At 71.8% G+C, this 22,844-nt stretch carries 1 protein-coding gene (only partly in view); it reads left to right on the top strand.

Features of this window, described 5'->3' with window-relative positions; genetic code table 11:
• Positions 1-31: 31 nt before the first annotated feature.
• Positions 32-22,844, top strand: partial view of a type I polyketide synthase gene (locus tag AOM46_RS32590; protein ID WP_234314019.1) — the 5' portion only. The gene runs 5,474 nt beyond the window's last position; the window shows 22,813 of its 28,287 coding nt (coding positions 1-22,813); the start codon lies at positions 32-34; its stop codon lies off the right edge, out of view.

Raw genomic sequence — 22,844 nt, forward strand, 5'->3', positions numbered from 1 at the left:
GCTCGCCGCCCCCTCGAACATTGGTGACCTCATGCCTGCCACGAATGAAGAGAAGCTGCTCGGCTACCTCAAGCGGATGACCACCGATCTCCACGAGACGCGGCAACGCCTTCAGCAGGCCGAGGCCGAAAGCCGGGAACCCATCGCCATCGTCGGCATGGCCTGCCGCTACCCCGGCGGCGTCAGATCACCCGAGGACCTGTGGCGGCTGGTGGCGAACGAGGTCGACGCCATCTCCCCGTTCCCCGCCGACCGGGGCTGGGAACTGGAGACCCTGTACGACCCCGACCCGGACCGCGACGGCACCTCCTACACCAGCAACGGCGGATTCCTCGACGGAGCCGCCGAGTTCGACCCGGAGTTCTTCGGCATCTCACCCCGTGAGGCGCTGGCCATGGACCCGCAGCAGCGGCTGCTGCTGGAGACCGGCTGGGAAACCTTCGAACGCGCGGGCATCGATCCGGCCACCCTGCGCGGCAGCCAGACCGGCGTATTCGTCGGCGCCACCTACGCCGGCTACGGCTCCGGCCTCGACGAACTACCGGAGGGCGCCGAAGGCTATCTGCTGACCGGAACCGCCTCCGCCGCCGCGTCCGGCCGCCTCTCCTACACCTTCGGCCTGGAGGGCCCGGCCGTCACCGTCGACACCGCCTGCTCCTCCTCGCTCGTCGCCCTCCACCTCGCCGTCCAGTCCCTACGACAGAACGAATCCCGTCTGGCGCTCGTCGGCGGCGTCATGGTCATGGCCACCCCGGCCACCTTTGTCGAGTTCTCCCGGCAACGCGGCCTCTCCGCCGACGGCCGCTGCAAATCGTTCGCCGACTCCGCCGACGGCACCGGCTGGTCCGAAGGCGTCGGCATGCTGCTTGTCGAACGCCTCTCCGACGCGCAGCGGCTCGGCCATCCGGTGCTCGCGGTGGTGCGCGGCTCGGCCGTCAACCAGGACGGCGCCTCCAACGGACTGACCGCCCCCAACGGCCCCGCCCAGCAACGCGTCATCCGCAAGGCCCTGTCCAACGCCCGGCTCACCGCCGCCGATATCGACCTGGTCGAAGCCCACGGCACCGGCACCACACTCGGCGACCCGATCGAGGCCCAGGCGCTGCTGGCGGCCTACGGCCAGGACCGGGACGCCGACCGCCCGCTGTGGCTGGGCTCGATCAAGTCCAACATGGGCCACGCCCAGGCCGCCGCCGGCGTGGCCGGAGTGATCAAGACCGTCATGGCGCTGCGCCACGCCCACATGCCGCGCACCCTGCACATCGACGAACCCTCCACCCATGTCGACTGGTCCGCCGGCACCGTGTCCCTGCTGACCGACGCCAGGACCTGGACCGTGGCCGAAGGCGCCATCCGCCGGGCCGGCGTGTCCGCGTTCGGCATGAGCGGCACCAACGCCCACGCCATCCTGGAGGAGGCGCCGCCCACCGAGGAGCCGCACCACAGCACGGACGACAACGCCACCGCGCCCCCCGCCGTCATTCCGCTGCCGCTCTCCGGAAGCAACGACGCCGCGCTCGGCCGGCAGCTCGACCGGCTCGCCTCACACCTCGAAGACCACCCCGAACTCCGCCCGCTGGACATCGCCTACTCCGCCGCCATCGGCCGAGCCGCCCTCGAACGGCGCGCCGTCCTCCTCGCCACCGACCGCGACTCCCTGGTGCGGGCGCTCCGCGCGGCGGCCAACGGCGCATCCGCCACCGGGCTGATCCGCCAAACGGTGACCGAAGGCCACACCGCCTTTCTCTTCACGGGGCAGGGCGCGCAACGCGTCGGAATGGGCCGGGAGTTGTATGCGGCGTTCCCGGTGTTCGCGGAGGCTTTCGACGCGGTGTGCGGGGAGTTGGACCGGCGGCTGGACCGGTCGCTTTCGGAGGTGGTGTTCGGCGATGACGCCGAGGTGTTACAGCAGACGGTCTACGCGCAGGCGGCGTTGTTCGCGGTCGAGGTTTCCCTGTTCCGGTTGGTCGAGTCCTGGGGGGTGCGTCCTGAGTTTCTGGCCGGGCATTCGATCGGTGAGGTCGCTGCGGCGTACTGCGCCGGGGTGTGGTCGCTGGCCGATGCCTGTGAACTGGTCGCCGCACGCGGTCGGTTGATGCAGTCGCTGCCCACCGGTGGCGCGATGGTGGCGATCCAGGCGGGCGAGGAAGAGCTGGGCGAACTGCCGGCGGGGATTGGCATTGCGGCGATCAACGGGCCCGACTCGCTGGTGATTTCCGGTGCCGAGGCTGCCGTTCTCGCGGTGGCCGGGGAATGGCGGGAACGGGGCCGGAAGACCAGACGGCTGAACGTCAGCCATGCGTTCCACTCACCGCTGATGGAACCGGTGCTGGACGAATTCCGCACGGCCATATCGGGGTTGGTGTTCCGGCCGCCGACGATTCCGCTGATCTCGAATGTCACGGGTGAGTTGGCGACGGCGGAACAGCTGTCCGACCCCGACTACTGGGTGGACCATATCCGCCGGCCCGTCCGCTTCGCCGACGGCATCGTGACCCTGTCGAACGAAGGCGTCACCGTCTTTGTCGAACTGGGACCCGACGGCGTGCTGTCCGCCGCCGGCGCCGAATCGGCGGAGAACGCGGTCTTCGCACCCGTCATGCGCGCCGACCGGGACGAGGTCGAAACACTGCGCCTCGGGCTCGGCCGCGCCTGGGCCGCCGGCACGGTGATCGACTGGTCCCGGCTCTTCGCCGGCCATGGCGCCCACCGCGTCGACCTGCCCACCTATGCCTTCCACCGCCAGCCGTTCTGGCTGCACCAACCCACCCGCCCCACCGCCACCCCCGCCCCGACAAGCGTGGTCGAGCAGGAATTCTGGGAGGCCGTCGAGAGCGAGAACGCCCAGGCGCTCGCCACGACCCTGCGCCTCGACCCGGACCACCGTGGCGCGCTGGAGTCGGTCCTGCCGGTGCTGTCGTCGTGGTGGCGTGAGCGTCGGGCGCGGGGCGTGGTGGACGGGTGGCGTTACCGCGTGACGTGGCGCCGGGTGTCGCCGCGCACCGGGGGCCGGCTGTCGGGCCGTTGGGCGCTGGCGGTGGACGCCGGCGCCGGGGAAGGTGGCGTCGCGGGCCTGGTGGGCGAGGCATTGGCGGGCCGCGGTGCCGAGGTCGTGGTGGTGGAGGTGGACCCGGCCGGGGGCCGGGAGGCCGTGGCCGGCGCGGTGGCGGACGCCGGGCCGCTGAAGGGCGTGGTGTCGCTGCTCGGGGTGTCGGGGGAGTGGTCCCCGGAGACGGGTGTGTCCTCCGGCGCCTCGGGAACGCTGGCGCTGGTGCAGGGTCTGGGCGATGCCGGTGTCGGCGGGCGCCTGTGGTGCCTGACGCGCGGCGCGGTGTCCGTGGACGGCGAGCCGCCGGAGCCGGCGCAGTCCCAGGTCTGGGGCCTCGGCTTCACCCTCGACTCCGAGCAGCCCGACCGCTGGGGCGGCCTGATCGATCTCCCCGAAAGCAGCGATGCGGACACCGTCTCCCGACTCGTGGACGTGCTCGCCGCGGGCCGCCCGAACGAGCAGGCCGCGGTCCGGCCTTCGGCCGTCTTCGAACGGCGACTGACCCGCGTCCCGGCCTCGTCCACTGCCGGTGGGGTGTGGGTGCCGCGTGGGACGGTGTTGGTTACGGGTGGTACGGGTGGTTTGGGTGCGCGGGTGGCGCGGTGGGTGGTGGGGCAGGGTGCGGAGCGGTTGGTGTTGTCGAGTCGTCGTGGTCTTGAGGCGCCGGGTGCGGTGGAGTTGCGGGATGAGTTGGTGGCGGCGGGCGCGGTGGTCGAGGTGGTGGCCTGTGACATGGGGGATCGGGATGCGGTGGCGGGGTTGCTGGGGGTGGCGGGTGCGGGGTTGACGGGTGTGGTGCATGCGGCCGGGGTGGATGTGTCGGGGATGCTCGACGGTCTGGACGAGGAGGCGCTGGCGCGGGCCGCCGGTGGCAAGGTGGTGGGTGCGGCGCTGCTGGACGAGCTGTTGGGTGAGCGGGAGTTGGACGCGTTTGTGCTGTTCTCCTCCGTCGCCGGAGTGCTCGGCGGCGGCGGCGCGGGCGCCTATGGCGCGGCCAACGCGTATCTCGACGGGTTGGCGGCGGCGCGTCGGGCGCGTGGCCTGGCGGGCACATCGATCGCCTGGGGTCCCTGGGCCGAGGTCGGCATGGCCGTCGTGGACAGCGTCAGCGCCCAGACGGGCCGACGCGGCATCCGGCACCTCGACCCGGAACTCGCCGTCCTGGCACTGGCCACCGTCGCCGGCAGCGGCAACGCCACGGAAGTGGTCGCGGACGTCGACTGGCAGCGCATCGCCGAGATCAGTGCCGCCGTGGACTCCGGAACGCTCCTCGACGACCTGGTCGACCGGCAGCCCGTCGCCCCCGTCGCCGACCTGCCCGGCGCCCCCCAGTCGCCGCTGCTCGCCGAGCTGGCCGCGATGGGGGACACGGACCGCGAGCGCCGCCTCACGCGGCTGGTGTGCGCGGAAGCCGCCGCCGTCCTCGGCCACGGCGAGGGAACGGCAGAGGTCCAGCCGGAGCGGGCCTTCCGCGACCTGGGCTTCGACTCCCTCACCGCCGTCGAACTGCGCAACCGGCTGAACACGGTGACGGGGCTTGCGCTCGCCACCACGCTGGTCTTCGACCACCCCAGCCCCCGGCAGCTCGCCGGGCATCTGCGCACCGAACTGTTCAAGGAGTCCGGTGGCCTCGCGGCACTCGCCCGCTCCCTGGAGCGCGGCTCCGACGACGAGCCGATCGCGATTGTGGGGATGGCGTGCCGGTTCCCCGGTGGGGTGGCGTCGCCGGAGGATCTGTGGCGGCTGGTGATGTCGGGTGCGGACGCGGTGTCGGAGTTCCCGTCCGACCGTGGCTGGGATGTGGAGTCGCTCTACGATCCGGATCCGTCGCGTTCGGGGACGTCGACGACGCGGTTCGGTGGGTTCCTGTCGGGTGCGGCCGAGTTCGACGCGGACTTCTTCGGGATCTCGCCGCGTGAGGCCCTGGCGATGGACCCGCAGCAGCGGCTGCTGCTGGAGACCGGCTGGGAGGCGTTCGAACGCGCCGGACTCGACGTGGAGCGGCTGCGCGGCAGCGAAACCGGCGTCTTCGTCGGCATCAGCGGCTCCGACTACAGCACGCTGCTGATGCGGAACCCCGAAGCGGCGGAGGGTTATGGCGCGACGGGCAACGCGGCGAGCGTGCTGTCGGGCCGGCTGTCCTACACGTTCGGGTTCGGGGGGCCCGCGGTGACGGTGGACACCGCCTGCTCGTCGTCGCTGGTCGCCATGCACCTGGCGGCACAGGCGCTGCGGCAGGGCGAGTGCGGGGTGGCGCTGGCCGGCGGCGTGACCCTGCTGTCGACGCCCCAGCTGTTCGTCGAGTTCTCCCGGCAGCGCGGCCTCGCGTCCGACGGCCGCTGCAAGTCGTTCGCCGAGGCGGCGGACGGCACGGGCTGGGGCGAGGGCGCCGGCCTGCTGGTCCTGGAACGGCTCTCGGACGCGCAGCGGAACGGCCATCGGGTGCTGGCGGTGATGCGCGGTTCGGCGGTGAACCAGGACGGCGCGTCCAACGGGTTGACGGCGCCCAACGGTCCCTCACAGCAGCGGGTGATCCGGCAGGCGCTGGCCTCCGCCGGCCTGTCGACGGCCGATGTGGACGCCGTCGAGGCACATGGCACGGGCACCACCCTGGGCGACCCGATCGAGGCCCAGGCGCTGCTCGCCACCTACGGTCAGGACCGCGACGCGGAACGGCCGTTGCTGCTGGGATCGGTGAAGTCGAACATCGGTCACACCCAGGCCGCGGCGGGTGTGGCGGGTGTGATCAAGATGGTGATGGCGCTGCGGAACGGGGTGCTGCCGCCCACGCTGCATGTGGACGAGCCGTCGTCGCATGTCGACTGGTCGGCGGGCGCGGTGTCGTTGCTGACGGAGGCCCGGCCATGGGAGCCGGAGGACGGCCATGTGCGGCGGGCGGGCGTCTCCTCGTTCGGTCTCAGCGGGACCAATGCCCACACCATCATCGAGGAGCCGCCGGCGCCCGAGCCGGTGACCGACGAGGGGGAACGGGCACCGTTGCCGGCGGTGCCGGTGCTGCTGTCGGCAGCGGACCAGGCGGGGCTTCGCGCACAGGCCGAGCGGCTGGCCGGCCACCTCGCCGAGCACCCCCAACTCGCCCTGACCGACCTCGCCTACTCGCTCGCCACCAGCAGGGCCTGGCTCAGCCGCCGCGCGACCATCGTCGTCCAGGACCGGGAGGCCCTGTCGCGCGACCTGGCGAGCCTCGCCGACGACGCGACGCGCGCCGGGGGCCCCATCGAGGGCGGCCGACTGGCGTTTCTGTTCACGGGGCAGGGCGCGCAACGGGTCGGGATGGGCCGGGAGTTGTATGACGCGTTTCCGTTGTTCGCGGAGACTTTTGACGCGGTGTGTGGGGAGTTGGACCGGCATCTGGAACGGCCGTTGGCCGGGGTGGTGTTCGGGGATGACGCGGAGCTGTTGAATCAGACCGTTTACGCGCAGGCGGCGTTGTTCGCGGTCGAGGTGGCGTTGTTCCGGCTCGTCGAGTCGTGGGGTGTGCGTCCTGAGTTTCTGGCCGGTCATTCGATTGGTGAGGTTGCCGCCGCTCACTGCGCGGGGGTGTGGTCGTTGGCCGACGCGTGTGAACTGGTGGCCGCTCGTGGGCGGTTGATGCAGTCGCTGCCGGCCGGTGGGGCGATGGTGGCGATCCAGGCCACCGAGGCCGAACTGGGCGAGCTGCCGGCGGGCGTCGGCATCGCGGCGATCAACGGGCCCAACTCGCTGGTGGTTTCGGGCGAGGAGGAGCCGGTTCTGGGGTTGGTGGGGGAGTGGCGCGAGCGGGGGCGGAAGACGCGTCGGCTCACCGTCAGCCATGCGTTCCACTCGCCGTTGATGGAGCCGGTGCTTGACGACTTCCGCGCGGCGATCTCCGGGCTGACGTTCCGGCCGCCGACGATTCCCCTGATCTCGAATGTGACGGGTGAGTTGGCCACGGCGGAGCAGCTGTGCGACCCGGGTTACTGGGTGGACCATATCCGTCAGCCCGTGCGTTTCGCCGACGGCATCACCGCCCTCCATGGCCAGGGCGTGAACACCCTCCTCGAACTCGGCCCGGACGGCGTGCTCTCCGCCGCAGGAGCCGAAACCGCCGAGGACGCGCTGTTCGCCCCGGCCCTGCGCGCCGGTCGCGACGAAGCCCCAACCCTGATCACCGCGCTCGGCCGGGTGTGGAGCGCCGGTCACGCAATTGACTGGGCCCTGCTGTTCCGGACGCTCGGCGCCCGGCAAGTCGACCTCCCCACCTACCCGTTCCAGCGCCGGCGCTTCTGGCCCGAGCCGCCGGCAGCACGCCCCGCCCCCGCTGACGTCGACGGGGTGGAGTCCGCCTTCTGGGAGGCGGTGGCGGCGGCCGATCTCTCGGGTGTGGGTGAGGTTCTTGGTCTGGGCGAGGAGGAGCGGGTGCCGTTTGGGGCTGTGCTGCCGGTGTTGTCGTCCTGGTGGCGTGGACGTCGGGTGCGGGGCGTGGTGGATGGCTGGCGTTATGGGGTGGAGTGGCGGTCGGTGTCGTTGTCGGGTGGCGCTGGGTTGTCGGGGCGTTGGTTGGTGTTGGCGGGTGCGGGGCAGGGGGCGGATGTTGAGGCGTTGAGTGGTGTGTTGTCGGGTGCGGGGGCCGAGGTCGAGGTGGTGTGGGCGGAGCCGTCCGTGGGTCGGGAGGGGTTGGCGTCGCTGCTGGCGGGCGGCGACGTCGTGGGTGTGGTGTCGTTGTGGGGTTTGTTGGGCGGGGTTGATGGGCTGCAGGGAACGTTGGTCGCCGCGCAGGGCCTGGTCGCTGCGGGTGTGGGTGGGCGGTTGTGGTGCCTGACGCGGGGTGCGGTGGTGACGGGTCGTTCGGATGCGCTGATCGATCCGGCGGGGGCGCAGGTGTGGGGTCTGGGTCGGGTCATCGGCCTTGAGGCGAGTGAGCGTTGGGGCGGTCTGGTCGATCTGCCGGAGACTTGGGACGAGGGTGTGGCGCGCCGGCTGGTGGGGGCGTTGGCGGCCGGGGGCGTGGAGGATCAGACGGCGGTGCGTTCCTCGGCGGTCTATGGCCGGCGTCTGGTGCGGGCCGCGAGGAGCGGCGCTGGGGAGTGGTCGCCGCGCGGCACGGTGCTGATCACCGGCGGCACGGGCGGTCTGGGTGCGCGCGTCGCCCGCTGGGCGGTGGAACGGGGTGCCGAGCGGCTGGTGCTGTCCAGCCGTCGGGGTCTTGAGGCGCCGGGTGCGGTGGAGTTGCGGGACGAGTTGGTGGCCGCGGGTGCCGAGGTCGAGGTGGTCGCCTGCGACATGTCCGATCGCGACGCCGTGGCCCGGCTGGTGAGCCAGGCCGTCGCCTGGGATGTGACGGCCGTCGTCCATGCCGCCGGCGTCTCGCACAGTGCCGAGCTGACCGATCTGGACGCGGCGGCCCTTGCCGAGGCCAGCCGGGGCAAGGTGGATGGCGCGGCCCATCTGGACGAGCTGCTGGGTGAGCGGGAGTTGGAAGCGTTTGTGGTGTTCTCTTCGATCGCCGCCGTGTGGGGGAGTGCGGGTGACGGTGCCTATGCGGCGGCGAACGCGTATCTCGACGGGTTGGTGGCGTCGCGGCGGGCGCGTGGTCTGGTGGGGACGTCCATCGCCTGGGGCCCGTGGGCCGAGGTCGGGATGGCGGCCGGTGAGGGGGCCCGTGACTATCTGAGCCGGCGGGGTCTGGTGATGATGCCTCCGGAGCATGCGGTGTCCGCCGTCGCGGGCGCGGTCGCCTCGGGCGCGGCGCTCCAGGTGGTCGCCGATGTGGACTGGGAACGGTTCGCGCCGCTCTACTCCTCGTCACGCAACTGGCCCCTCCTCGCCGAACTCGAAGCGGCCTCGACGGCGCCGGAGACGGAAGGCGCCGTCGTCGGCACGCCCCGGCTTCGGGACGAGCTGGCGGCGCTGCCCGAGAGCACGCGGGTGCAGCGGCTGACCGACCTGGTGTGCGCGGAGGCCGCCACCGTGCTCGGGCACGCGGATGCCGGCCGGATCGAGGCCGGGCGCGCGTTCCGGGAAATCGGGTTCGACTCGCTGACGGCGGTGGAGCTGCGTGACCGGCTGCGGGCCGCGACCGGGGTGAAGCTGCCGGCCACGCTGGTGTTCGACCACCCGAATCCCGCTGTGCTGGCGCGGCATCTCGCCGAACAACTGCTCGGCACCGTGGTCGACTCCGCGGCGTCGCTGCCTCCGGTGGTGGCGTCGGTGGACGACGACCCCATCGTCATCGTCGGCATGTCCTGCCGCTACCCCGGCGGCGTCGCCTCCCCCGAGGACCTGTGGCGCCTGGTGGCATCGGGGGCCGACGCGGTCACCGAGTTCCCGACCGACCGCGGCTGGGACATCGACGGCATCTACGACCCCGACCCCGACCGGGCCGGGACGACAACGACGCGCGAGGGCGCGTTCCTCGACTCGGCCACCAACTTCGACCCCGGGTTCTTCGGGATCTCGCCGCGCGAGGCACTGGCCATGGACCCGCAGCAGCGGCTGCTGCTGGAGGCGGGCTGGGAGGCGTTCGAACGGGCCGGAATCGACCCCTCGGCGCTGCGCGGCAGTCAGACGGGCGTCTTCGTCGGGGCGTCCGCCTCGGGTTATGGCATCGGCCTCTCGGAACTCCCGGAGGGCTCGGAGGGCTACTTCCTGACGGGCACGGCATCCGCGGTGGCGTCCGGGCGGCTGTCCTACACCTTCGGGCTTGAGGGCCCCGCCGTGACGGTGGACACGGCGTGCTCCTCATCGCTGGTGGCGCTGCATCTGGCGGTGCAGGCGCTGCGCAACGGCGAGTGCACGATGGCGCTGGCCGGCGGCGTCACGGTGATCTCGACGCCGACGACGTTTATCGAGTTCTCGCGGCAGCGCGGGCTGGCGTCGGACGGGCGCTGCAAGTCCTATGGAGAGGCGGCGGATGGCACCGGCTGGGCCGAGGGCGTGGGCATGCTCGTGGTGGAACGGCTCTCCGACGCTCGCCGTCTCGGGCACCCGGTGTTGGCCGTGGTGCGCGGCTCGGCCGTCAACCAGGACGGCGCGTCCAACGGTCTGACCGCGCCGAACGGTCCCGCGCAGCAGCGGGTGATCCGGCAGGCGTTGGCCGGTGCGGGGCTGTCCACGGGGGACGTGGATGTGGTGGAGGGCCACGGCACCGGCACGACGTTGGGTGACCCGATCGAGGCGCAGGCGTTGTTGGCCACCTACGGTCAGGACCGGGAAGCGGACCGGCCGTTGTGGCTGGGCTCGATCAAGTCCAACTTGGGCCATGCGCAGGCGGCTTCGGGCGTTTCGGGCGTGATCAAGATGGTGATGGCGCTGCGGAACGGGGTCATGCCCCAGACACTGCATGTGGACGAGCCGTCCTCGCGGGTGGACTGGTCGGCGGGTGCGGTGTCGTTGCTGACGGAGGCCAGGCCATGGGAGCCGGAGGACGGCCATGTGCGGCGGGCGGGCGTCTCCTCGTTCGGTCTCAGCGGGACGAACGCCCACACGATCATCGAGGAGGCGCCGGCTCTGGAGCCGGTGGCCGACGATGAGGGCGGGCGGGTGCGGTTGCCTGCGGTGCCGGTGCTGCTGTCGGCCGCCGATGCGGGCGGGTTGCGGGGCCAGGCGGAGCGGCTGCGGGAGCACCTGGTGGCGCGGCCGGAGCTGGGCCTGACGGATGTGGCGTTCTCGTTGGCGACGGGCCGGGCGGGGCTGGATAAGCGCGCGGTGGTGGTGGCGGGTGACCGTGACCGGCTGCTGGACGAGCTGGCTGCCACGGACGCGTTCCCGGCGGTGTCGGCGTCGGGCGGCCGGCTGGCGTTTCTGTTCACGGGCCAGGGCGCGCAACGGGTCGGGATGGGCCGGGAGTTGTATGACGCGTTTCCGTTGTTCGCGGAGACTTTTGACGCGGTGTGCGGGGAGTTGGACCGGCATCTGGAACGGCCGCTGGCCGGGGTGGTGTTCGGGGACGACGCGGAGCTGTTGAATCAGACCGTTTATGCGCAGGCGGCGTTGTTCGCGGTCGAGGTGTCGTTGTTCCGGCTCGTCGAGTCGTGGGGTGTGCGTCCTGAGTTTCTGGCCGGTCATTCGATTGGTGAGGTTGCCGCCGCTCACTGCGCGGGGGTGTGGTCGTTGGCCGACGCGTGTGAACTGGTGGCCGCTCGTGGGCGGTTGATGCAGTCGCTGCCGGCCGGTGGGGCGATGGTGGCGATCCAGGCCACCGAGGCCGAACTGGGCGAGCTGCCGGCGGGCGTCGGCATCGCGGCGATCAACGGGCCCAACTCGCTGGTGGTTTCGGGCGAGGAGGAGCCGGTTCTGGGGTTGGCGGGGGAGTGGCGCGAGCGGGGGCGGAAGACGCGTCGGCTCACCGTCAGCCATGCGTTCCACTCGCCGTTGATGGAGCCGGTGCTTGACGACTTCCGCGCGGCGATTGCGGGGTTGACGTTCCGGCCGCCGACGATTCCGTTGGTCTCGAATGTGACGGGTGAGTTGGCCACGGCGGAGCAGCTGTGCGATCCGGGTTACTGGGTGGACCATATCCGGCGGGCCGTGCGTTTTGCCGATGGGATCACCACTCTCCGGTCGCAGGGCGTGGGCGCCTTTCTTGAACTTGGCCCGGATGGTGTGCTGTCGGCCGCCGGTGCGGAGAGCGCCGAGGAGGGTGTTTTCGCGGCGGCTCTGCGCAACGGCCGCGATGAGGTCGAGACCCTGCTCGCGGCGCTCGGTCGGGTGTGGGTGCAGGGGACGGGTGTCGCCTGGGGGGCCGTGTTCGACGGTACGGGCGCTCGTCGTGTCGATCTGCCGACCTATGCGTTTCAGCGTCAGCGGTACTGGGCTGAGCCGCCGGTGGCGCGGCCGGTGGGGCAAGTCGATGTTGTGGACGGTGAGTTCTGGCGGGCTGTCGAGGGGGAGGATCTGGCGGGTCTTGGGTTCGCCGAGGAGGAACGTGCGTCGGTGGAGGCCGTGCTCCCGGTCCTGTCGTCGTGGCGGCGCGCGCGGCGTGTGCGGGGCGAGGTCGACGGCTGGCGTTATGGGGTGGAGTGGCGGCCGGTGTCGTTGTCGGGTGGCGCTGGGTTGTCCGGGCGTTGGCTGGTGTTGGCGGGTGCGGGGCAGGGGGCGGATGTTGAGGCGTTGAGTGGTGTGTTGTCGGGTGCGGGGGCCGTGGTCGATGTGGTGTGGGCGGAGCCGTCTGTGGGTCGGGAGGGGTTGGCTTCGCTGCTGGCGGGCGGGGAGGTCGTGGGTGTGGTGTCGTTGTGGGGCCTGTTGGGCGGGGGCGATGGGCTGCAGGGAACGTTGGTCGCCGCCCAGGGCCTGGTCGCTGCGGGTGTGGGTGGGCGGTTGTGGTGCCTGACACGGGGCGCGGTGGCGACGGGTCGTTCGGATGCGCTGGTTGATCCGGTGGGGGCGCAGGTGTGGGGTCTGGGTCGGGTCATCGGCCTTGAGGCGACGGCGCGTTGGGGCGGTCTGGTCGATCTGCCCGGCACCTGGGACGAGGGTGCGGCGCGCCGGCTGGTCGGCGTGTTGGCGGCCGGGGGCGCGGAGGACCAGACGGCGGTCCGTTCCTCGGCGGTCTATGGCCGGCGTCTGGTGCGGGCCGCGAGGAGCGGCGGGGAGTGGACGCCGCGCGGGACGGTGTTGATCACCGGCGGCACGGGTGGTTTGGGCGCGCAGGTCGCCCGCTGGGCGGCGGCGAACGGCGCCGAGCGGCTGGTGCTGTGCAGCCGCCGGGGCGATGCGGCGCCCGGCGCGGCCGAACTGCGGGACGAACTGGTGGCGGAGGGCGCCGATGTCGAGATCGTGGCCTGTGACCTGTCCGACCGCGATGCGGTCGCGGCGGCGCTGGCCGTGGCCGGCGACGACCTCACCGCTGTCGTCCACGCCGCCGGTGTCTCACATATGGTGCCGCTGGAGCACCTGGACAGCGCCGATCTGGCGGCGGCGTCGCGGGGCAAGGTGGATGGCGCGGCCCATCTGGACGAGCTGCTGGGCGAGCGGGAGTTGGACGCGTTTGTGGTGTTCTCTTCGATCGCCGCCGTGTGGGGGAGTGCGGGTGATGGCGCCTATGCGGCGGCGAACGCGTATCTCGACGGGTTGGTGGCGTCGCGGCGGGCGCGTGGTCTGGCGGGCACGTCCATCGCATGGGGGCCCTGGGCCGAGGTGGGCATGGCGGCCGGTGAGGGGGCCCGTGACTATCTGAGCCGGCGGGGTCTGGTGATGATGCCTCCGGAGCGAGCGGTGTCCGCCGTCGCGGGCGCGGTCGCCTCGGGCGTGGCGCTCCAGGTGGTCGCCGATGTGGACTGGGAACGGTTCGCGCCGCTCTACTCCTCCTCCCGGAACTGGTCGCTGCTGGGCGAGTTGGAGCTGGGGAAGACCGACGGGAGTTCGCCGTCGGTGGCGTCCCGGAGTGGTGTGGGGTCGTCGTCGGGGCTGGCGGGTCAGTTGGCCGGGCTGTCCCCGGCGGAGCAGGAGCGGTCGCTGACCGACCTGGTGTGTGCGGAGGCCGCGGCCGTGCTGGGGCATGCGGATGCCGGCCAGGTGGAGGCGGGGCGGGCGTTCCGGGACATCGGGTTCGACTCGTTGACGGCGGTGGAGTTGCGTGACCGGCTGCGGACCGCGACGGGCGTGAAGCTGCCGGCCACGCTGGTGTTCGACCACCCGAATCCCGTTGCGCTGGCGGCGTATCTGCGCGCGCAGCTGCTCGGTTCGGTGGTCGACTCGGCCGCGTCGCTGCCCGCCGTGGTGGCGTCGGCGGAGGACGAGCCGATCGTCATCGTCGGCATGGCCTGCCGCTACCCGGGCGGGGTCACCTCGCCGGAGGAGCTGTGGCGACTGGTGGCCGATGGCGTGGACGCGGTCGGGGACTTCCCCACGGATCGGGGCTGGGATATCGACGGGCTGTACGACCCTGACCCGGACCAGCCGGGCAAGGTCACCACGCGCAACGGCGCGTTCCTGTCGGGGGCCGGCGAGTTCGACCCCGGGTTCTTCGGTATCGCACCGCGCGAGGCGCTGGCCATGGACCCGCAGCAGCGGCTGCTGCTGGAGACCGGCTGGGAGGCGTTCGAACGCGCCGGCATCGCCCCTTCGGCGTTGCGCGGCAGCCAGACGGGAGTCTTCGTCGGGGCCTCGTTCTCCGGATACGGCGTCGGCCTTTCGGAACTGCCGAAGGGCTCGGAGAGTTCGGAGGGCTACTTCCTGACGGGCACGGCGTCCTCGGTGGCGTCCGGGCGGCTGTCCTACACCTTCGGGCTTGAGGGCCCCGCGGTCACGGTGGACACGGCCTGCTCCTCGTCGCTGGTGGCGCTGCATCTGGCGGTGCAGGCGCTGCGCAACGGCGAGTGCACGATGGCGCTGGCCGGCGGCGTCACGGTGATGGCGACCCCGGCGACGTTTGTGGAGTTCTCGCGGCAGCGCGGGCTGGCGTCGGACGGCCGCTGCAAGTCGTTCGCCGAGGCCGCCGATGGCACGGGCTGGGCCGAGGGCGTGGGGATGCTGGTGGTCGAGCGGCTGTCCGACGCCCGCCGGCTCGGGCACCCGGTGCTGGCCGTGGTGCGCGGCTCGGCCGTCAACCAGGACGGCGCGTCCAACGGTCTGACCGCGCCGAACGGTCCCGCGCAGCAGCGGGTGATCCGGCAGGCGATTGCCGGCGCGGGCCTGACGACCGCCGATATCGATGTCGCGGAGGCGCACGGGACGGGCACGACGTTGGGTGACCCGATCGAGGCGCAGGCGCTGCTTGCCACCTACGGTCAGGACCGGGAAGCGGACCGGCCGTTGTGGCTGGGCTCGATCAAGTCCAACCTGGGCCACACCCAGTCGGCTGCCGGTGTTGCCGGGATCATCAAGATGGTGATGGCCCTGCGGCACGGGGTCATGCCGCCCACGCTGCATGTCGATGAGCCGTCCTCGCATGTCGACTGGTCGGCCGGTGCGGTGTCGTTGCTGACGGAGGCCAGGCCGTGGGAGCCGGAGGACGGCCATGTGCGACGGGCGGGCGTCTCCTCGTTCGGCATCAGCGGCACCAACGCCCACACGATCATCGAGGAGGCGCCGGCTCCGGAGCCGGTGGCCGACGACGAGGGCGGGCGGGTGCGGTTGCCGGCGGTGCCGGTGCTGCTGTCGGCCGCCGATGCGGGCGGGTTGCGGGGCCAGGCGGAGCGGCTGCGGGATGACCTGGTGGGACGTCCCGAGCTGGGTCTGACGGATGTGGCGTTCTCGTTGGCGACGGGCCGGGCGGGGCTGGATCGGCGGGCGGTGCTGGCGGTCGGTGACCGCGAGCGGTTGTTGGCCGATCTGGCGGCGCTGGCTGCTGGCGATCCACGGTTGGACGCGGTGACGGGTGTTGCCGGTGGCGGACGGACGGCGTTTCTGTTCACGGGGCAGGGCGCGCAACGCCTCGGGATGGGGCGGGAGTTGTATGACGCGTTCCCGGTGTTCGCTGAGTCCTTCGACGCGGTGTGCGGGGAGTTGGACCGGCATCTGGAACGGCCGCTGCGGGATGTGCTGTTCGGCAGGGACCAGAAGCTGTTGAACCAGACGGTGTTCGCTCAGGCGGCGTTGTTCGCGGTCGAGGTGGCGCTGTTCCGGCTCGTCGAGTCCTGGGGCGTGCGGCCGCAGTTCCTGGCCGGGCACTCCATCGGTGAGGTTGCCGCCGCTCACTGTGCCGGGGTGTGGTCCCTGGCCGATGCCTGTGAACTGGTGGCGGCGCGTGGGTGGTTGATGCAGTCGTTGCCGGCCGGTGGGGCGATGGTGGCGATCCAGGCCACCGAGGCCGAACTGGGCGAGTTGCCCAAGAGCGTGGGCATTGCCGCGATCAACGGGCCGACCTCGCTGGTGATCTCCGGCAAGGAGCGGGCGGTCCGATCCGTGGCCGCCGCCTGGAGGAAGAAGGGACGCAAGACCCGTCGGCTCACCGTCAGCCATGCGTTCCACTCGCCGTTGATGGAGCCGGTGCTTGACGACTTCCGCGCGGCGATTGCGGGGTTGACGTTCCGGCCGCCGACGATTCCGTTGGTCTCGAATGTGACGGGTGAGTTGGCCACGGCGGAGCAGCTGTGCGATCCGGGTTACTGGGTGGACCATATCCGGCGGGCCGTGCGTTTTGCCGATGGGATCACCACTCTCCGGTCGCAGGGCGTGGGCGCCTTTCTTGAACTTGGCCCGGATGGTGTGCTGTCGGCCGCCGGTGCGGAGAGCGCCGAGGAGGGTGTTTTCGCGGCGGCTCTGCGCAAGGACCGTGGTGAGGTCGAGACCCTGCTCGCGGCGCTCGGTCGGGTATGGGTGCAGGGGACGGGTGTCGCCTGGGGGGCCGTGTTCAACGGTACGGGCGCTCGTCGTGTCGACCTGCCGACCTATGCGTTTCAGCGTCAGCGGTACTGGGCTGAGCCGCCGGTGGCGCGGCCGGTGGGGCAAGTCGATGTTGTGGACGGTGAGTTCTGGCGGGCCGTCGAGGGGGAGGATCTGGCGGGTCTTGGGTTCGCCGAGGAGGAACGTGCGTCGGTGGAGGCCGTGCTCCCCGTCCTGTCGTCGTGGCGGCGCGCGCGGCGTGTGCGGGGTGAGGTCGACGGCTGGCGTTATGGGGTGGAGTGGCGGCCGGTGTCGTTGTCGGGCGCCCCTGGGTTGTCCGGGCGTTGGCTGGTGCTCGCCGGGGAGGGACAGGAGGTCGACGCCGCTGTTGTGAGCGATGCGTTGTCGGGTGCGGGGGCCGAGGTCGAGGTGGTGTGGGCGGAGCCGTCCGTGGGTCGGGAGGGATTGGCGTCGCTGCTGGCGGGCGGGGAGGTCGTGGGTGTGGTGTCGTTGTGGGGCCTGTTGGGCGGGGTCGATGGGCTGCAGGGAACGTTGGTCGCCGCCCAGGGCCTGGTCGCTGCGGGTGTGGGTGGGCGGTTGTGGTGCCTGACACGGGGCGCGGTGGCGACGGGTCGTTCGGATGCGCTGGTTGATCCGGCGGTGGCGCAGGTGTGGGGTCTGGGTCGGGTCATCGGCCTTGAGGCGACGGAGCGTTGGGGCGGTCTGGTCGATCTGCCCGGCACCTGGGACGAGGGTGCGGCGCGCCGGCTGGTCGGCGTGTTGGCGGCCGGGGGCGCGGAGGACCAGACGGCGGTGCGTTCCTCGGCGGTCTATGGCCGCCGCCTGGTCAAGGCGCCCGCCACGGGAAGCGACAGCTGGTCGCCGCGCGGCACGGTGCTGATCACCGGCGGCACGGAGGGAACGGGCCTCCGGACGGCCCGCTGGGCGGCGGCGAGCGGCGCGGACCGGCTCGTCCTCACCGGCCCGCAGGGCATGGCCGCGCCGGGAGCGGTCGAGTTGCGCGACGAACTGGCGGCCGGGGGTGCGGCGGTCGAGATCGTGGCCTGCGATCTGTCCGACCGCGCCGCCGTCGCGGCCGCGCTGGCCGTGGCAGGCGAGGACCTGACGGCCGTCGTTCACGCGGCGGGCGTCTCGCACAGTGCCGAGCTGGCCGATCTGGACGCGGCGGCCTTTGCCGAGGCCGGCCGAGGCAAGGTGGAGGGCGCGGCACATCTGGACGAGCTGCTGGGCGAGCGGGAGTTGGACGCGTTCGTGGTGTTCTCCTCGATCGCCGCCGTGTGGGGCAGCGCCGGTCGCGGCGCCTATGCGGCGGCGAACGCGTTCCTCGACGGGCTGGTGGCATCGCGTCGGGCGCGTGGTCTGACGGGGACGTCCATCGCCTGGGGGCTGTGGGCCGAGATCGAGGAGGCGCGCGGGCAGGGCAGCGGGGAGAGTCCCGCCCGCCATGGCCTCACCCCGATGGCCTCGGATGCGGCGGCCTCCGCGATCGCCGGCGCCGTGGGCTCGGGCGCGGCGCTCCAGGTCATCGCCGATGTGGACTGGGAACGGTTCGCGCCGCTGTACGCCTCCTCACGTAACTGGCCCCTCCTCGCCGAACTCGAAGCGGCACAGGCCGCGTTGAATGAGGCGACGGCACCGGCCGACGCCGAGAACGGGACCAGCCGGTTGCTGGAGCAACTGGCTGAGCTGCCCGAACGCGCGCGGGTGCAGCGGCTGACGGACCTGGTGTGCGCGGAGGCCGCCACTGTGCTGGGGCATGCGGACGCCGGCCGGATCGAGGCCGGGCGCGCGTTCCGGGACATCGGGTTCGACTCGCTGACGGCCGTCGAACTGCGCAACCGGCTGCGGGCGGCGACCGGAGTCAAGCTGCCGGCCACGCTGGTGTTCGACCACCCCACCCCCACCGTGCTGGCGCAGCATCTGCGGGAACAACTGCTCGGCACGATCGTGGACTCGGCCAGTGGGCTGTCGGAGCTTCCAGCGGGCCGCATCGACGATGAGCCCATCGTGATCGTCGGAATGGCCTGCGCCTACCCGGGCGGCGTGCGCTCGCCCGAGGACCTGTGGGACCTGGTGGCGTCCGGCCGGGACGTCATCTCCGAGTTCCCGACCGACCGTGGCTGGGACGTCGACACCCTCTACAGCCCCGACCCCGACAAGGCCGGCACCTCCACCACCAGGTACGGCGGATTTATCGACGATGTCGCGCACTTCGACCCCGGGTTCTTCGGGATCTCACCGCGTGAGGCGCTGGCCATGGACCCGCAGCAGCGGCTGCTGCTGGAGACCGGCTGGGAGGCGTTCGAACGCGCCGGCATCGACCTGACGACGCTGCGCGGCAGCCAGACGGGCGTCTTTGTCGGCACCAGTGGTCAGGACTACTCAAGTGTTCTCGCGGTGTCGAGCGACAGAAACGAGGGCTATGCGGCGACCGGTGGCGCGATGAGTGTCGCGTCGGGCCGGCTGTCCTACACCTTCGGGCTTGAGGGTCCTGCGGTGACGGTGGACACGGCCTGCTCGTCTTCGCTGGTGGCGCTGCATCTGGCGGCGCAGGCGCTGCGGCAGGGCGAGTGCACGATGGCGCTGGCCGGCGGCGTCGTGGTGCTGTCCACCCCGGGCGCGTTCCTGCAGTTCTCGCGACAGCGCGGGCTGGCGTCGGACGGACGGTGCAAGTCCTTCGCGGAAGCGGCGGATGGCACCGCCTGGGCCGAGGGCGTGGGGATGCTGGTGGTGGAGCGGCTGTCGGACGCCCGTCGGCTCGGTCATCCGGTGTTGGCGGTGGTGCGTGGCTCGGCCGTGAACCAGGACGGTGCGTCCAACGGGTTGACGGCGCCGAACGGTCCCGCGCAGCAGCGGGTGATTCGGCAGGCGTTGGCGGGTGCGGGTCTGTCGGCGTCCGATGTGGACGCGGTGGAGGCGCATGGGACGGGCACGACGTTGGGTGACCCGATCGAGGCCCAGGCGCTGCTTGCGACCTATGGCCAGGGGCGGTCGGACGATCGGCCGCTGTGGCTGGGGTCCATCAAGTCCAATATGGGCCATGCGCAGGCGGCTTCGGGGGTCGCGGGCGTCATCAAGATGGTGATGGCGCTGCGGAACGGGGTCATGCCCCAGACGCTGCATGTGGACGAGCCGTCGTCGCATGTGGACTGGTCGGCGGGTGCGGTGTCGTTGTTGACGGAGGCCAGGCCGTGGGAGCCGGAGGAGGGACGGGTCCGGCGGGCGGGCGTCTCCTCGTTCGGGATGAGCGGCACCAATGTGCACACGATCATTGAGGAGGCGCCGGCGCCCGAGCCGGTGGCCGACGATGAGGGTGGGCGGGTGGGGTTGCCTGCGGTGCCGGTGTTGTTGTCGGCGGTTGATGGTGGTGGGTTGCGGGGTCAGGCGGAGCGGTTGCGTGATCGGCTGGTGGCGCGGCCGGAGTTGGGTCTGACGGATGTGGCGTTCTCGTTGGCGACGGGCCGGGCGGGGTTGGAGAAGCGTGCGGTGGTGGTGGCGAAGGATCGGGATGGTTTGTTGGCGGAGCTGGCAGCGGACGGGTTCCCGGTCGTATCGGTGACGGGTGGTCGGTTGGCGTTTCTGTTCACGGGTCAGGGTGCGCAACGGCTGGGAATGGGGCGGGAGTTGTATGACACGTTTCCGGTGTTCGCGGATGTTTTCGATGCGGTGTGTGGGGAGTTGGATCGGCATCTGGAACGGCCGTTGCGGGATGTGGTGTTCGGCGGTGATCCGGAGCTGTTGAATCAGACGGTTTATGCCCAGGCCGGATTGTTTGCCGTTGAGGTGGCGTTGTTCCGGTTGGTCGAGTCGTGGGGTGTGCGTTCTGAGTTCCTGGCCGGTCATTCCATCGGCGAGGTCGCCGCCGCGCATTGCGCGGGGGTGTGGTCGTTGGCCGATGCGTGTGAACTGGTCGCGGCTCGTGGGCGGTTGATGCAGTCGTTGCCGGCCGGCGGGGCGATGGTGGCGATCCAGGCTGCCGAGGCCGAGTTGGGTGAGCTTCCGCCGGGGGTGGGCATCGCGGCGATCAACGGACCCAACTCGCTGGTCGTTTCGGGTGAGGAGGAGCCGGTTCTGGCCTTGGCCGCCGCCTGGAAGGAGAAGGGACGCAAGACCCGAAAGCTGGCCGTCAGCCACGCCTTCCACTCGCCGTTGATGGAACCGATACTCGACGAGTTCCGCGCGGCGATCTCCGGGCTCACGTTCCAGCCCTCCACCCTCCCCCTGGTCTCCAATGTCACGGGTGAGCTGGCCACCATCGAGCAGCTGTCCGACCCCGACTACTGGGTGCGGCATATCCGTCAGGCGGTCCGGTTCGCCGACGGCATCGCCACCCTCCACCAGCAGGGCGTGCGCATCTTCCTGGAACTCGGCCCGGATGGCGTGCTGTCGGCCGCCGGCGCCGAGACCGCCGAGGAGGCCGTCTTCGCCCCGGCCCTGCGCAACGGCCGCGACGAGACCGCGACACTGCTCGCCGCGCTCGGCCGCGCCTGGGAGCACGGAACCGACGTCGACTGGACCGCGTTCTTCCACGGCACCGGCGCCCGCCGTGTCGATCTGCCGACTTATGCCTTCCAGCATCAACGGTTCTGGCCGCGTGTCGATCTGTTGACGCGCGGAACCGGCGGAGACGAAGCGGATGGCGAGTTCTGGCAGGCCCTGGAGCAGGGCGACTTCAACGGTCTGAGCCTTGCGGAGGAGGAACGGGCATCGGTTGAGGCGGCGCTTCCCATCCTCTCCTCGTGGCGACGTGAACATCAGGCGCGGGGCCTCGTGGACGGCTGGCGCTATGAGGAGACCTGGCGACCGTTGTCGTTGTCGGGCGGTGGGCTGGCCGGACGGTGGCTGGTGCTGGCCGCCGACGGCCAGGAGACCGACGCCGCCGCTTTGCGCGACGCGTTGTCGGGCGCGGGAGCCGACATCGAGGTGGTGTGGGCGGAGCCGTCCGTGGGCCGGGAGGGTCTGGCGTCGCTGCTGGCCGAGCGGGCCGGCGGCGAGGTAACGGGCGTCGTATCGCTGTGGTCCCTGCGGGACGCGCCGCGTGCCGAGGTCTCGGCGGGCGTGGTGGGCGCGTTGGTCGCCGCGCAGGGGCTGGTTGCCGCCGGTGTGGGTGGGCGGTTGTGGTGCCTGACGCGCGGCGCGGTGGTGACGGGTCGTTCGGATGTGGTGGTTGATCCGGTGGGGGCGCAGGTGTGGGGTCTGGGTCGGGTCATCGGCCTTGAGGCGACGGCGCGTTGGGGCGGTCTGGTCGACCTGCCCGGCACCTGGGATGCGGGTGTGGCGCGCCGGCTGGTGGGCGTGTTGGCGGCCGAGGGCGCGGAGGATCAGACGGCGGTCCGTTCCTCGGCGGTCTATGGCCGGCGTCTGGTGCGGGCCGCGAGGAGCGGCGGGGAGTGGACGCCGCGCGGGACGGTGTTGATCGCCGGCGGCACGGGTGGTTTGGGCGCGCAGGTCGCCCGCTGGGCGGCGGCGAACGGCGCCGAGCGGCTGGTGCTGTGCAGCCGCCGGGGCGATGCGGCGCCCGGTGCGGCCGAACTGCGGGACGAACTGGTGGCGGAGGGCGCCGATGTCGAGATCGTGGCCTGTGACCTGTCCGACCGCGATGCGGTCGCGGCGGCGCTGGCCGTGGCCGGCGACGACCTTACGGCCGTCGTCCATGCCGCCGGCGTCCCGGGGATTGTGCTCCTTGACGAGCTGACCGTCGCCGATCTGGCGGCGGCGTCGCGGGGCAAGGTGGATGGTGCGGCCCATCTGGACGAGCTGCTGGGCGAACGGGAGTTGGACGCGTTCCTCGTGTTCTCGTCGATCGCCGCCGTGTGGGGCAGCGCGGGTGATGGCGCCTATGCGGTGGCCAACGCGTTCCTCGACGGGTTGGTGGCTTCGCGGCGGGCGCGTGGTCTGGTGGGGACGTCGATCGCGTGGGGGCCCTGGGCCGAGGTCGGCATGGCGGCCGACGATGGCACGTCGGACTATCTGAGCCGGCGGGGTCTGGCGATGATGGCTCCGGAGCGGGCGGTGTCCGCCATCGCGGGCGCGGTCGGTTCGGGCGCCGCGTCCCAGGTGGTCGCGGATGTGGACTGGGGGCGGTTCGTTCCGCTGTTCTCCTCGTCCAGGAACTGGCCGCTGCTGGGCGAGTTGGAGCCCGGAGACACCGATGACAACTCCGTCGTGGCCGAGGAGCAGGCCGGAGCGGGGGCCTCTTCCGAGCTGGCGGGTCGGCTGGCCGGGCTGTCCCCGGCGGAGCAGGAGCGGTCGCTGACCGACCTGGTGTGCGCGGAGGCCGCGACGGTGCTGGGGCATGCGGACGCGGGTCAGGTGGAGGCGGGGCGGGCGTTCCGGGACATCGGGTTCGACTCGTTGACGGCGGTGGAGTTGCGTGATCGGCTGCGGGCGGCGACGGGCGTGAAGCTGCCGGCGACGCTGGTGTTCGACCATCCGACGCCCGTTGCGTTGGCGGGGTATCTGCGGGAGCAGCTGCTCGGTTCGGTGGTCGAATCGGCCGCGTCGCTGCCCGCCGTGGTGGCGTCGG

The organism is Streptomyces sp. NBRC 109706 (assembly GCF_000974485.1).
GTDB lineage: Bacteria > Actinomycetota > Actinomycetes > Streptomycetales > Streptomycetaceae > Streptomyces.